Raw genomic sequence first — 11,461 nt, 5'->3', positions numbered from 1 at the left:
GCGGCCTGTGGACAGCCTCCAGCAGCTCCAGCCGAGGAGTGCGACCCTGCTGGACATGCCAGCAACAGGCAGCGAAGGCGGCGAGCGGCTCGTCCTGCGCCCGGCCACGCCGGTGATGGCGAGGGAGCCCGGGGTGCTGCAGGTCGGGCTCGACGGCCCGCGGGTGCTGGTGCCCGACGAGCCGGAGGTGCAGTGCCTCCTCGACGCCCTCACGCGCCCTTCCGGCGTTCCCCAGGTCGACGCCGAGCGCTCGCCGGCCCAGGTGGCGCAGCTGGACCGGCTGCGTGCAGCAGGGCTGGTCGTCGCCGTCCCAGCAGATGAGCTGCCGGACCCTGCCCTCCAGGTCCTGCGCGCCCAGTTCGGCCAGGACGCGGAGCGGCGGCTGGAGGTGCACGGGGCCGCACCGGTGGCGGTGCGGGCGGACCCCGCCACCACCCTGCTCGTCGAGCCGCTGCTCACCCGCGCTGGGCTGCGTCGTGCCAGCGACGGCGACCTTCCCGCGGTGCACCTCGTCGTGACCAGCGGGCCGGTGGACCGGGAGCTCCTCGACCCGCTGGTGCGCGACGCCGTGCCGCACCTCCTGGTCACCGGCGATGCCGGCGGGCGGCGAGTCGGTCCGTTCGTGGAGCCGGGGCAGACGGCCTGCGTGCGGTGCGTGGACGCGCACGAGAGCCTGCACGACGCGCGCCGGCCGTTGCTGCTGGCGCAGGCCGCCCGGGGAGCCGTCGAACGACCGCCGCCGCTGGACCCGGTCCTCGACACGATGGTGCTGGCGTGGGCGGTGCGCGACCTGGCCCGCTACGTGGAGGGGGACGAGCCGAGCACGTGGTCGACGACCTTCGACCTCGGGCCGGCCTCCGGGCCGCTGGAGGTGCGCTGGGGCCGGCATCCCGAGTGCGGCTGTGCGTGGGACGAGCCGGCGTTGCTCGGCTGACCCACCGCCGGCACCCGCAGCGAGAGTGCCGTCACCACCACTCGCTGTCGAGCTTCGCCTCCATCGAGCGCAGGTGGGTGCGTGAGCACTCGTCACAGAACCGGCGGACCCGCCCCCGCTCGACCGCGGAGGTCCAGGTCAGCGGCGGTTCGTCGCCCGGGGCGCGTCGGCCGCAGTAGTCACAGGTGACGCTCACCTCTCCAGCGTAGGAGCAGGGTGCACGCCCCAGCCCGGGCGACGGCAGGTCGTGACCGAAAAGATGCGAAGGGCCGGGACCGACGGTGGTCGGTCCCGGCCCTTCTACTCACCCGCGATCAGGTGTGCCTCCGAGGAGGACAGTGGCGATGACGTCCGTCTCGCCGGCGGGGTCCGTGGCGGGACCCCGGCCTGGATTCAGAGTGCGCGAGCGAGTGCGAGACGAGCCTGCTGCGCGGCACGCTCGGCCTTGCGGCTCAAGCGGCGGGCGCGGGCCACACGGTGGGCCTCGCGCAGCTGGTGCGCCTCTCCCAGGCGCGCGGCCATGTGCGCACGCGCCAGGTCTTCACTGATGTTCCCGTTCATGGGTCTCTCTTTTCTCAGAAGGTCTGGAAGTTCTTGTTGGTTGGTCGTTGCTCGGTAGGCCCGGTGCCGGTCACGCGGCGGTGACGGTGGCGTCCTTGCGCGGGCGGCCCCGCGGCCGCTTGCGCGGGATCACCACGCCGGCCAGGAACAGCTCGCCACCCCACACGCCCCACGGCTCGCGCCGCTCGAGCGCGCCGGCCAGGCACATCTCCTGGACCGGGCACTCCTTGCAGAGGGCCTTGGCGGACTCGACGTCCGACGGTGACTCGGCGAACCACAGCTCGGCGTCGTTGAGACGACAAGGCAGCAGCTCGTCCAGCGTCGGCTCGAGAACACTGGTCGTCATCAGCTTTCACCTCCTCTTGTTGACCTGATCGCGTTGGTCGGTTCCTCAGGAGGGATCCGGGGGCCTTCGCTCCTCAGGTCGTGAGAAACAAGAAGGCCGCGGATCCCGGTTTCGGGTTCCGCGGCCTGGAGGCTGCCGAGCTGATGTCAGATCAGTTCGGATGACTCCAGGCTGGTGAACCCGGGACGACTGCGGTCGTGAAGCCGCGGTGCCCCATCTCGCCGGCGCGGTCCCGCTTGACGGACTGCACGTCAGCCGCGATGGCGGCGACGGCGTACACGTCGGCAAACGGCACACGGGTGCCCTCGACCGCCCAAGCGGCGGCGGGACGCACGGCAATGCCCTGGGCCGCAAGGGTCGCGAGGGCAGAGGTGGCGCAGGCAGACGCGGTCAGCGCGAGAGCGTTGACGTCGGTCATCGGGATCATCGTGATGTTCTCCATGAGGGCCACCTCCTTCGGTGCCAATCGTGCGCCGGCCTTGCCAGGGCCGTGGTGCGCTAGCTGATGTTGCCTGACGACCGTAACGGTCCTTGATCTGGCGGTGCAAATGATTTATCGGGGTTTTTCCGAACTTTTTTCGAGGGACCTCGAAGCGGCCCGGGAAACGCCCCGGAAAGACACCTGATCAGGCCTCGGCGACGAGGTCGAGCACCGCCTGGCCGTACCTCTCGATCTTGTTCGGGCCCACCCCGTTGACCTTGGCCAGGGCCGTGAGCGTCGTTGGCTTCTGCTCCGCGATCAGCTCGAGCGTGGCGTCGGTGAAGACGACGTMCGCCGGCAGCGGCTTGCCGTCCTCCCCCGCCTCCCTGGCGGTCTCGAGGCGCCACGCCTTGAGCCGGTCGAAGAGCTCCTCGTCGTAACGGGTCGGGTGGTGCGCACACCGGCCGCGCTTCTTCTCCGCCGCCGTCGCCAGCGGCTGCAGGCAGTCGCGGCAGCGCGCGACGCGGCTGCGTCCGCGGGTGGCCTGCGGCTGCTGCGAGGCGGGCAGCAGCGGGACCAGGAAGCGCGACGGCTGGCGCCGCGGCGCCTGGCCGGGGTTGCGTGCCGCGGCCCACGACACCATCAGCTCCTTGCGGGCACGGGTCATCCCGACGTAGAGCAGCCGCCGTTCCTCCTCCACCGCACCGGCGGGTGCGCCTTCCTGGCTGGCATAGGTGATTGGCACGGTGCCGTCCTGCACGCCGCAGCAGAACACCGCGTCCCACTCCAGGCCCTTCGCCGCGTGGAAGGTCGCCAGCGTGACGCCGTCGGCGGTCGGGGCGTGCTGCTCGGTCGCGCGCCGGTCGAGGTCCTCGACGAAGGCGGAGACCGACGCCTCGACGCCGCGCTCGGTCGCGAAGTCGTCGGCCAGGTCGACCAGCGCCTGCAGCGACTCCCAGCGGTCGCGGGCCTGCCCGCGCGCGGTCGGCGGCTCGGCCGTCCAGCCCATCCCGCCGAGCACGCCACGCACGACGGTGACCCACGGCTGCCCGTCGGCCTCGCCGGAGCGGGCGGCACCGCGCAGCCGGGTGACCGCCTCGCGCACCTCCCGACGGTCGAAGAAGCGGGCGGCACCGCGCACGACGTAGGGGATGCCGCGGTCGGTCAGCGCGTCCTCGAACGTCTCCGACTGGGCGTTGATGCGGAACAGGATCGCCATCTCGCCGTACGGCGTGCCGGCGCGGTGCAGCTTCGCCACCCGGTCGGCGACGCTGCGGGCCTCGGCGACCTCGTCGGGCTCCCCGACGTAGCGCACGGTCGAGCCCGACGGCTGCTGCGAGCGCAGCTCGACCCCCGCGCTCGGCGTGCCGGCGAGCAGCTTGTTGGACTGCTCGACGACCTGCGGCGTGGAGCGGTAGTTGCGGACCAGCTCGATCGAGGTGGTGCCGGGGTACTTCTTCGGGAAGTCGCGGAGGTACGACGCGTCCGCGCCCGCGAAGGAGTAGATCGTCTGTGCCGGGTCGCCGACCACGCACAGCTCGTCGCGGCCGCCGAGCCACAGGBCGAGCAGCGCCGACTGCAGCGGCGAGACGTCCTGGAACTCGTCGACGACGAACCACTTGTACTGCCGGCGCACCTGGGCGGCGACCCGCTCGTCGGAGTCGAGCAGCCCGGCGGTCAGGAGCAGCACGTCCTCCATGTCCATGCGGCCCTGCTCGCGCTTGACGTCCTCGTAGGCCTCGAAGGCGCGGGCGACGTCGGCGTGGGTGAGCCCGTCGACGCCGCGGCCGTTGCGCTCGGCGATGGCGGCGTAGCCCTCCGGGCGGACGTTGCTGACCTTGCCCCACTCGATCTCGGAGGCGAGGTCGCGCAGCTGCGCCTGCTCGGCGCGGATGCCGATGTGGCGGCAGGCCGCGGCGAGCATGCCGAGCTTCGACTCGGTCAGCTCGGGCAGCTCGGTGCCGTGCACGTGCGGCCAGAAGTAGCGCAGCTGGCGCAGCGCGGCGCTGTGGAAGGTCCGCGCCTGGACGCCCGGCGCGCCGAGCTGGCGCAGCCGCTGCCGCAGCTCACCGGCCGCCCGGGTCGTGAACGTGACCGCCAGCACCTCGGTCGGTGCGTAGACACCCGTGTGCACCCCGTGCGCGATGCGGTGGGTGATCGCCCGGGTCTTGCCGGTCCCGGCCCCGGCGAGCACCCGCACCGGTCCCCGCAGCGTCTCCGCCACCTGTCGCTGCTCGGGGTCGAGGGCGGAGAGCAGCCGTTCGATGGGGTCGGTGGCGGGCATGCGGTGGAACAACTCCTTCAGCAGGATGGTTGAGTGGTCGAGAGAACGACCCTAGACGCCGGAGGCGACACTTCGATGAGCTCCTTCACGATGTACACCACCCCGTGGTGCGGCTACTGCAAGCGGCTGAAGAGCCAGCTCGACCGTGAGGGCATCTCCTACGAGATGGTCGACATCGAGCAGCAGCCGGACGCAGCGGCCATCGTGGAGTCCGCCAACAACGGCAACCAGACGGTCCCGACGCTGGTCTACAGCGACGGGACCGCCCAGACGAACCCGAGCGTCGCCCAGGTCAAGGCCAAGCTCGAGCAGCTCAGCGCCTGACGCGCACCGCCTTCGAGGTGGCCGTCCGGGCGACGTACCCGCTGCGGCGGACGGTGACCCGGACCTTGATCTTCTTGCCCCGGTCGGCGCGCCCGACCTGGTACGTCGCCCCGGTGCGTCCCTTGACGACCTTGCCGTTGCGCAGCCAGGTATAGGCCACGCGGGCCGGGGACGGGCTCCACGTCCCCGCGGAGGCGCGCAGCCGCTTGCCGACGACGGCCTTGCCGGTCACCTTCGGCGCCCGGGCGAGGGTGAACGTGCGCCGCGGCGCGGAGAGCGGCGCCGGCGACCAGTCCGGCTGGCTGCCGCCGGCGACGATGCGGGTGATCGTCGTCCCCGGGCCGCAGGCCGCCAGGCCGCGGACCACCCACAGGTCGCCGTCCTCGCTGTAGGCAGCGGAGTCCCCGTCCGGCCCGAACGACGGGTCGACGGCTCCCACCTCGCCCTCGTCAGGCGTGATCGCGCAGTCCGGCGTCGCGGTCGGCGGGGCGGGGGTCCCCGTCCGCGGGTCGCCCACGCTCGTCTTCATGACGACGCCGTGGTCCGAGGCCCCGAACAGGACGCGGGTGCCGTCGCGGGACACCTCCGGCTGGCCGAGCTCGATGTAACGGCCGAAGAGGTCGCCGGAGCGGAACCACGCGACGTCGCGCTTCCCGAGGTCGGCGAGGTGGACGTCGCCGTCGACGTTCAGCACCAGCCGGCTCTTCGTCACCCAGCTGGGCTGCCAGCCCTCGACGATGCCGTACCGGTCGGGCCCGACCCAGCCCGTCGCGTCGGTGACCCCGGTGAGGGCCTCGCTGACGAGGCGGCCGCTGTAGCTCTGCAGCCGGACCTGGCTGTAGGCGATCTTCGTGCCGTCCGGCGAGATCTCGGGGTCGAGGACCGGGGTGATGCTGACCGTGTCGCTGTCACGGAGGAACAGGTTGCGCGGCGTCATCCGGTTGAGCACGGTCCCGTCCTGGCGCATCCGCACGAACGTGCTGCCCTTGCGGACCGCGATCCCCCCGGAGTCCGACATCGTCGGGTGCTCGTACGGCGACGCGGCGGTCCCGTCCCCGGTCACCGCCCGGGCACCGGTGCCGTCGGGCCGGGTGAGCCAGACGTTGTGACCGCGGACGAGGACGATCGACCCGGTGGCAGCGGTGACGGTGGTGGAGGCCGGCTCGGGCGCCGCGGACGCCGGGACGGCGGGCAGGACCGAGGCCGCGGCGAGCGCGGTGAGGGACAGCAGGGACGCGATGCGGTGCAGGGACATGCCGACGAGCCTCGCGGGCCCGGCGTCCCGGATGACAGGGACGCGTGTCCCTGATCAGCCTCCGACCGCGGCCGGGACGCTCACCAGGAGCCGGGCAGCGGGCCGCCGTACCAGTCCTCGACGAGCGAGCGGCTGATCGAGACCCCGCCCGGCAGCACCAGCGCCCCGGACTCCGCCTTGCGGCGCATCTCCTCGCGGGTGAACCAGCGCGCGTCCTCGACGTCGTCGTCGTCGAGGCGGATCTCCTCGGTGAGCGCACGCCCCTGGAAGCCGAGCATCAGGCTCGACGGCAACGGCCACGGCTGGTTGCCGAAGTAGGTCACGTCGCCGACGACGACACCGGTCTCCTCGTGCACCTCGCGGCGCACCGCGTCCTCCAGCGCCTCCCCCGGCTCGCAGAAGCCGGCCAGGGTGCTGAACCGGCCCGCCGGCCACGTCGCGCCGCGCCCGAGCAGGCAGCGCTCGTCGGGCGCTCCCGGCTCGCCGTGGGCGATGAGCATGATCACCGCCGGGTCCGAGCGCGGGAACTGCGGCTTGCCGCAGTCGGTGCAGACCAGCTCGTGGCCGGCCGCACGCGGCGCGAGCCCGCCGCCGCAGCGCGGGCAGAACCGGGTCGCCCAGTGCCACTCGGCCAGGCCGATGGCGTGGAAGACCAGCGGCGCGTGCGCGACCGCGTCCCCGGTGAGGTGGGGCAGCAGCCCGCGCAGCGGCNCCCCCGACGATCACGGCCCACCACGTGGTGCCGCCGCGGTCGCCCAGCAGCACGCGTACTCCGTCCGGCGCGTCCGCGGTCGGGACCCACTCCAGGCCGTCCGGGCCGGGCTTCACCCGGGTGCCGGAGATGACCAGGACGCGGCTGGCCGGGTCCGCCCAGCGCTCCTGCAGCCAGGCCTCGTCGGTGCGCAGCAGCCCGAGGCGGTCGTGCGGGTCCGCCACGAGCGAGAGGTGCGGGAACGTCACACCACGAGCCTAGGACGTGACGCCACGCCCGCTCACGCCAGCAGGTCCTCGATGCCCGCCCGGTCGGGCAGCCCGTCGTGCACGACCGTGTCGCCGGTGCGGACGTAGTGGAAGGCGGCACGGACCTGCTCGAGCGGGACGCCCTGCAGCTCGGCCCAGGCCAGGCGGTAGAGCGCGAGCTGGAGCGGGTCGGCGTCCTGGCGGGCGTTGGTCTTCCAGTCCACGACGAGGAAGGACCCGTCGGGCTCGGTGTAGACCGCGTCGATCCGGCCGCGGACGACCTGGCGCCCGCCGCCGGGACCAGTTAGCACCAGCGCGAACGGCGCCTCCACGGCCGTCGGCTCGCGGGTCGCGAACGGCCCGGCCTCGAACCGGTTGATCAGCTCCTTGAGGTCGCTGTCGTCGTCGATCCCGGCGTCGGCGCGGCCCTCGAGCTCGTCGGGCTCGAACAGCCCCTGCTGGCCGAAGCGGGCCTCGACCCAGGCGTGGAAGCGGGTGCCGAACCGGGCAGCCGGGGCCGGCGGGCGCGGCATCGGACGGGCCAGCTCGCGGGCGAACCCGTCGGGGTCGTCGCGCAGCCGGCCGAGCGCGGTCGCCGACAGCGACGACGGCAGTGGGACCTCGATCTCCAGCGACCGGTCGGCGCGGGCCTCGGCCAGCAGCCGGTCGATCTCCTGGTCCCACTCCTCGACCCGGGCAGCGTCGACGAGGTCGAGGCCCTCGTCCTGCTCGTCGCTGCCCGCCGGACCGGACGGGACGGCGGCGCGCACGCGGGCCGCAGCCTCCAGGCGGCGGACGGTCTCCGCCCCGACGCCCTCGACCGGCCACGGCCGGGACGGGTCCTCGGCGTCGAGCGGGTTGGGCGTGCCGTTCTCGGGCTTCTCGAGCCACTCGACCGGCTCGCCCCACCCCTCGCACAGCTCCTTGATCGTCTCCTGGAAGGAGGACGGGCCGAACGGCTTCTTGCGCTGCCCCCACAGGAAGCACGTCACCCACAGGGTGTGCGCCGGGCGGGTGAACGCGACGTAGCCGAGCCGCAGCTCCTCCTCCGCCTCGTGCTTGCGGGTCTCGGCGCGGTAGGCCTCGAGCGCGGGCTTGTCGTGGCCGCGCAGCTGCGGCAGGTCAGCCGCGTCACCGCGCAGCGGCGCCGGCAGCACGCACGGCGAGGTCGGCCACAGCGACCTGCCCCGCGTGCTGGGGAAGCGGCTCTCCCCCACCCCGACGCAGAAGACCGTCGCCCACTCCAGGCCCTTGGAGCGGTGCACGGTCAGCAGCTTCACCGAGTCGGCCTCGGACGGGGTGGCGACCTCCAGGCCGTTGCCCGCCTCGTCCTCCGCGGTGAGCCACGCGATGAGCGCCGGCAGCGTGACGTCGCCGTCGACGGCCTGGAAGTCGGCGACCGCCTTGACGAAGAGGTCGAGGTTCTCCCGGCGGGCCGCCGCCGCCTTGCTCACCGACGACGCGAGCTCGACGTCGACGCCGGTGACGTCGATGATCCGGCGGACCAGGTCGAGCAGCGGCTCCCCGACCGCGGCACGGAGCGTGCGCAGCTCGTCGCGGAGGAGGGCGAACCGCTCGAGCGCCTCGGGCGAGTACGCCGCCTCCCCGGGGTCGGCCAGCGCGTCGTCGAGGCACGGGACCTCGGCCGGATCGATGCCGTCGGCGATCTCGACCAGCTGCTCGTGGATGGTCGCCGCCGTCTCGCCGCGCCCCCCGCGACCGGCCAGCTCCAGCGCGCGCTGCCCGAGCAGCCGCAGGTCGCGCGGGCCGACCGCCCACCGCGGTCCGGCGAGCAGCGCCAAGAGCGACTCGTTGTCGGTGACGTCCTGCACCAGCTTGAGGGTCGCGACGACGGTCGCGACCTCCGGCAGCCGGACCAAGCCGGACAGGCCGACGATCTCCACCGGCACGTCGGCGCCGGCGAGGGCGTCGAAGACCGCCTCGCCGTGCTGGTTGTCGCGGCTGAGCACCGCGATCTGCGACCACGGCGTCCCGGCGTCGTGGGTCGCCCTGACCTGGTCGACCAGCCACGCGAGCTCGTCGCGGTGGGTCTCGAAGACCTTCACGCCCACCGACCCCGGCTCCTTCGAGCCGTGCTTGAGCTCGGCGACCTTGTCGCCGTACTTCTCCATGAGCGGCTTCGCCAGGGCGTTGGCGACGTCGAGGATCCGGGTGTCCGAGCGCCGGTTGACCGTCAGCGGCAGCACCGGCACCGGGCGGCCGTCGGCCGCGGGGAACACCTCGGGGAAGTTGATGATGTTGGAGACCGAGGCACCGCGCCAGCCGTAGATCGCCTGGTTGGGGTCACCGACCGCCATCACCGGGTGGCCCTCGCCGAAGAGCCGGGCGAGCATCGTGGCCTGCGCGACCGAGGTGTCCTGGTACTCGTCGAGGAGCACTACCTTGAACCGCCCGCGCTCGACCTTCCCCACGTCGGGCTGCTCGACGGCGAGCCGCGCGGCGAGCGCGATCTGGTCGCTGAAGTCCATCAGCCCCAGGTCCCGCTTCAACCGTCGGTACGACGCCACGAGGCCCAGCAGCTCGGCGCGCTTGTCGATCACGTCGATCGCGCTCTCGACCGCGCCGGTGTAGGTCTTGCGGTCCTTGCCGGCCTTCTCCTCGAGCAGGGCCCGCTGGAACGCCTTGCGCTCGACGTCGTCGAACGCGAGCACGTCCTCGGGGCCAACCAGGTGCTCGCTCATCGCACCGTCGAGGGCGAGGAGGTTCTGGATCACCGTCGGCGGGTGATCGGAGAGCTTGGCCACCGCGCCGTCGTACCGGTCGACCGCGCGGGCACCGAGCTGGTAGCGGGCTGCGTCGGTGATCACCCGGGTGTCGGGCTCGTGGCCGATCCGCAGGCCGTGGTCGGTGAGCAGGCCGGCGGCGTAGGCGTTGTAGGTCGCGACCGTCGGCTCGAGCACCTCCTCCTCGTCGGGCGCCCCGCCCGGCGGGCGGCGCACGTCGAGGACGCCCGCGGCGGTCAGCGCCCCACGGACCCGCTGCCGCAGCTCGGCCGCCGCCTTGGTGGTGAAGGTCAGGCCGAGCACCTCCTCGGGCCGGACCTGCCCGGTCAGCACGAGGTAGACGACCCGCGCCGCCATCAGCGTGGTCTTGCCCGACCCGGCGCCCGCGATGACGACCACGGGCGAGAGCGGCGCGGTGATCGCGCGCCACTGCTCGGGGCTCGGCGGGAACTTGGCCTGCATCGCGGCCTGCAGGTCCTCCGGCGTGTGGATGCCGTGGTCCGGCCGGGTCATCGCTCCACCACCGATCCGGGGCTCTTGACCGGGCACAGCGCGACGAACCCGCAGTCGCGGCAGTGGTCGCCGGCGGTCGCCGGGAAGGTCTCCTCGCGCAGCAGCCGCGCGACGTGCGCGATCCGGGCGCGCAGTGCGGTCCGCTCGGGGCCGTCCGGGGTGTGCACGTCCTGCTCCTGGCGGGTCGCGTCGTCCGAGCCGTCCTCGAGGCCGAGCTGGATCAGCTCCGCCCCGCCGGACCGCAGCCCCTCGAGGCCCTGCTCCGGGTCGTCGAGGGCGCCCTCGTCGACGGCGTACTGGTAGAGCGCGAGCTGCACGTGGTCGCGCACCGCCGGTCCGCTGGGCTTGCCGCGGCCGGTCTTGAGGTCGACCACGACGACGCGGCCGTCGCCATCGAGCTCGACGCGGTCGGCGTACCCGTTGATCTTGATCTCGGTGCCGTCGTCCATCGCGACCACGGTGGCGAACTTCGCCTCGGTGGCCAGGAGCCGGCGCGGGTTGCGCTCGTGCCAGGCCAGGAAGCGCGCCAGCGCCGCGCGGACCCGCTTGTGCTCGCGCTCCTTGGACCACGGGGTGCGGAAGTCGAGGCGGTCCCACACCCGGTCGACCTCGGCCACGAGGACGTCGAGGTCGGCCTCGACGCTGCCGTCGGCCACCCGCTCGGCGAGCGCGTGCACGAGCTGGCCGAGGTTGGCCGACTGGTGCGAGCGGGCGACGCCGCCGGCTTCCTTCTCGAGGAACCAGCGGGTCGGGCACGCGGCGATCGCGTCGAGGATGCTCGCCGAGATCGGCACCGGCCGGTCGGCCTCCCGGATCGGCGCCTCCGAGCGGGACGCGGCCCGCGTGCCCCACCACGTGGCGGGATCGGCCGTCGGCACCAGCTGCCGCCTGCCGACCACCTCGCCGGCAGCCGGGCCAGCCGGCGCGCGGCCGCGGCCCGGAGCGGCTCGGGGGCCTCGGGGTCGGCAACCGTACGACGCAGCTCGGCCACCAGCCCGGGCAGGGACAGCGGACGGGGCGGGCGTCCGCTGATCCGCCGGATGGCGTCGACGCTCGGCACGACCTCCTCGATGAACCGCGAGGGCTGCTCGCCCTCGTCGTCCGGCGAGGCGACGGCCG

11 protein-coding genes are annotated in these 11,461 nt (G+C 73.4%); 2 read left to right on the top strand and 9 right to left on the bottom strand.

Going from position 1 to position 11,461, the window contains the following annotated elements; all coding sequences use genetic code 11:
* Positions 1 to 934 (top strand): hypothetical protein (locus L615_RS22740; protein WP_222430676.1); only part of this gene is annotated, 934 nt, incomplete at its 5' end.
* A 31-nt stretch (positions 935 to 965) separates the two neighbouring features.
* On the opposite strand, the gene L615_RS23665 is transcribed toward L615_RS22740, so the two are convergent.
* From L615_RS23665 to L615_RS22725, 5 genes are all read right to left on the bottom strand, one after another.
* The gene (locus tag L615_RS23665; protein WP_186449989.1) at positions 966 to 1,130 is read right to left on the bottom strand and encodes a hypothetical protein; all 165 of its coding nucleotides are present in this window, start codon (positions 1,128 to 1,130) and stop codon (positions 966 to 968) included.
* Between the two features lie 197 nt (positions 1,131 to 1,327).
* Positions 1,328 to 1,495, bottom strand: coding sequence for a hypothetical protein (locus L615_RS23660; RefSeq protein WP_186449988.1), 168 nt, complete (start codon positions 1,493 to 1,495; stop codon positions 1,328 to 1,330).
* 70 nt (positions 1,496 to 1,565) lie between these two features.
* A complete protein-coding gene (locus L615_RS22735) occupies positions 1,566 to 1,841 on the bottom strand; it encodes a WhiB family transcriptional regulator (RefSeq protein WP_028657135.1) in 276 nt (91 codons plus the stop codon).
* Between the two features lie 151 nt (positions 1,842 to 1,992).
* Positions 1,993 to 2,283 (bottom strand): hypothetical protein, encoded by a 291-nt coding sequence (locus L615_RS22730; RefSeq protein ID WP_145726636.1) that lies wholly within the window; start codon positions 2,281 to 2,283, stop codon positions 1,993 to 1,995.
* A 184-nt stretch (positions 2,284 to 2,467) separates the two neighbouring features.
* A complete protein-coding gene (locus tag L615_RS22725) occupies positions 2,468 to 4,546 on the bottom strand; it encodes an ATP-dependent DNA helicase UvrD2 (protein ID WP_145726633.1) in 2,079 nt (692 codons plus the stop codon).
* Between the two features lie 75 nt (positions 4,547 to 4,621).
* Here L615_RS22725 and L615_RS22720 point away from each other — a divergent pair, with 75 nt between their 5' ends.
* Positions 4,622 to 4,870 (top strand): mycoredoxin, encoded by a 249-nt coding sequence (locus L615_RS22720; RefSeq protein WP_028657138.1) that lies wholly within the window; start codon positions 4,622 to 4,624, stop codon positions 4,868 to 4,870.
* Here L615_RS22720 and L615_RS22715 read toward each other — a convergent pair.
* The 4 genes from L615_RS22715 to L615_RS24535 all read right to left on the bottom strand — a co-directional run bounded on the left by L615_RS22715 (position 4,860) and on the right by L615_RS24535 (position 11,220).
* Complete coding sequence (locus L615_RS22715) at positions 4,860 to 6,125, bottom strand: hypothetical protein (protein ID WP_145726630.1); 1,266 nt, start codon at positions 6,123 to 6,125, stop codon at positions 4,860 to 4,862. The two genes, L615_RS22720 and L615_RS22715, sit on opposite strands and share 11 nt — an antisense overlap.
* 80 nt (positions 6,126 to 6,205) lie before the next feature.
* Positions 6,206 to 6,760, bottom strand: a complete 555-nt coding sequence (nudC, locus tag L615_RS24540; RefSeq protein ID WP_261376835.1) for an NAD(+) diphosphatase — start codon at positions 6,758 to 6,760, stop codon at positions 6,206 to 6,208.
* Between the two features lie 357 nt (positions 6,761 to 7,117).
* Positions 7,118 to 10,342 carry an ATP-dependent DNA helicase gene (locus L615_RS22705; RefSeq protein WP_145726626.1) on the bottom strand — a complete coding sequence of 1,075 codons (3,225 nt, stop codon included), beginning with the start codon at positions 10,340 to 10,342 and terminating at the stop codon, positions 7,118 to 7,120.
* Positions 10,339 to 11,220 (bottom strand): PD-(D/E)XK nuclease family protein, encoded by an 882-nt coding sequence (locus L615_RS24535; RefSeq protein WP_261376834.1) that lies wholly within the window; start codon positions 11,218 to 11,220, stop codon positions 10,339 to 10,341. Before L615_RS24535 ends, L615_RS22705 begins: the two co-directional genes overlap by 4 nt.
* Positions 11,221 to 11,461: the final 241 nt, after the last annotated feature.

This window comes from Nocardioides sp. J9 (genome assembly GCF_007829375.1).
Lineage (GTDB): Bacteria > Actinomycetota > Actinomycetes > Propionibacteriales > Nocardioidaceae > Nocardioides.
This window is presented reverse-complemented; position numbering and strand designations above follow the sequence as displayed.

What these genes read in the sequence shown, in the direction of transcription:
- L615_RS22720 (WP_028657138.1), top strand. Translation starts at nt 4,622, where the DNA reads ATGAGCTCCTTCACGATGTACACCACCCCGTGGTGCGGCTACTGCAAG.
- L615_RS22705 (WP_145726626.1), bottom strand. Translation starts at nt 10,342, where the DNA reads ATGACCCGGCCGGACCACGGCATCCACACGCCGGAGGACCTGCAGGCC.
- L615_RS22730 (WP_145726636.1), bottom strand. Translation starts at nt 2,283, where the DNA reads ATGGAGAACATCACGATGATCCCGATGACCGACGTCAACGCTCTCGCG.
- L615_RS23660 (WP_186449988.1), bottom strand. Translation starts at nt 1,495, where the DNA reads ATGAACGGGAACATCAGTGAAGACCTGGCGCGTGCGCACATGGCCGCG.
- L615_RS22735 (WP_028657135.1), bottom strand. Translation starts at nt 1,841, where the DNA reads ATGACGACCAGTGTTCTCGAGCCGACGCTGGACGAGCTGCTGCCTTGT.
- L615_RS22715 (WP_145726630.1), bottom strand. Translation starts at nt 6,125, where the DNA reads ATGTCCCTGCACCGCATCGCGTCCCTGCTGTCCCTCACCGCGCTCGCC.